This is a genomic window from Winogradskyella sp. 4-2091 (genome assembly GCF_045765065.1).
In the GTDB taxonomy this organism is placed as follows: domain Bacteria; phylum Bacteroidota; class Bacteroidia; order Flavobacteriales; family Flavobacteriaceae; genus Winogradskyella.
In genome coordinates this window covers 1-788 of sequence record NZ_JBJKOD010000048.1, presented here as the reverse complement: position 1 = coordinate 788, position 788 = coordinate 1, and the positions used below count along the sequence as shown (strand labels likewise).

The 788-nt window shown below is 30.2% G+C and carries 1 protein-coding gene; it reads left to right on the top strand.

The genetic code is table 11. The annotated features are described in order from the left end of the window. Positions 1–522 (top strand): OmpA family protein (locus ACJBCC_RS17250; protein WP_407557929.1); only part of this gene is annotated, 522 nt, incomplete at its 5' end. Positions 523–788 lie beyond the last annotated feature (266 nt).

Below are 788 nucleotides of genomic sequence, written 5' to 3'. Positions count from 1 at the left end.
TACACCTTTGAGGTTGAATGTAACCAAACTTATACCATACTAGGAACTAAAGAAGATTACCAAGAGGACAAGAAAATAATAACAACTTCTAGAAAAAACGAAGACACCATAACCGCTGATCTGGTACTTAAACCGCTAATCTTAGAAAGTCAGATTATTATTAACCCTATTTTCTTTGACTATGATAAGGATACCATTAGAACAGATGCGCAATACGAACTCGAAAATATTGTTAACGTTCTTCGTAAACACAAAGAAATGGTTATTAAAATTGAATCTCATACCGATAGTAGAGGACGTGATAAGTATAACTTAAAATTATCCGATAGACGTGCTAAATCTACTAGAGAATATATAATATCCCGTGGTATTGAGCCTAGCAGAATACAAAGTGCTAGAGGTTTTGGGGAAACTAGATTGTTAAATAAGTGTGCTAACGGTGTTAAATGTACGGAACAAGAGCACCAAGTCAATAGACGTTCTTACTTCTATATTGTTGATGGAGAAGATCAGAACCCTTAAATAACCAAACTATATTTTACTAAGATAAAGAGTGAGTTCATATGGAACTTGCTCTTTTTTTGTTTAAAATTAGATTACAAAAAACTAAAACTCTAAACAAACTACACGACCTAAAACTTAAAACAATAAGATAAAATAAATTCATCTTTTATCTATGAAAGAACTAGTCTTCAACTGAAAATAAATTAAAAATTTCTACTGTATTTTTTTAAATTACAACGTATTACCCTTTAAAACGCTATAATTTGTTTTCAAAATAATCCTAT